The 412-nt window shown below is 45.9% G+C and carries 1 protein-coding gene; it reads right to left on the bottom strand.

What is annotated here, in order from left to right; all coding sequences use genetic code 11:
* On the bottom strand, positions 1-401 hold a 401-nt coding region (locus tag CL42_RS16340; RefSeq protein WP_035271135.1), incomplete at its 3' end, for a GTP-binding protein.
* Positions 402-412 lie beyond the last annotated feature (11 nt).

Below are 412 nucleotides of genomic sequence, written 5' to 3'. Positions count from 1 at the left end.
AATACAACGATGTATGGAACACCTACTTGGCGAGAAAGAAGGATGTGTTCACGAGTTTGTGGCATTGGACCATCAGTCGCAGCACATACAAGGATCGCGCCGTCCATTTGAGCAGCACCAGTAATCATGTTTTTAACATAATCGGCGTGGCCCGGGCAGTCTACGTGAGCGTAGTGACGAGTTGGAGAATCGTATTCTACGTGTGATGTATTAATTGTAATACCACGTGCTTTTTCTTCTGGTGCAGAGTCGATTGCAGCGTAGTCTTTAGCTTCACCACCGAATTTCTTCGCACATACAGTTGCGATAGCAGCAGTTAAAGTTGTTTTACCATGGTCAACGTGACCGATTGTGCCCACGTTAACGTGTGGCTTATTACGTTCAAACTTAGCCTTAGCCATGAGATCTTCCT

It is taken from the genome of Acinetobacter sp. Ver3, assembly GCF_000632455.1.
In the GTDB taxonomy this organism is placed as follows: domain Bacteria; phylum Pseudomonadota; class Gammaproteobacteria; order Pseudomonadales; family Moraxellaceae; genus Acinetobacter.
The sequence above is the reverse complement of the archived record's forward strand: the minus strand, read 5'-3'. Positions and strand labels throughout refer to the sequence as shown.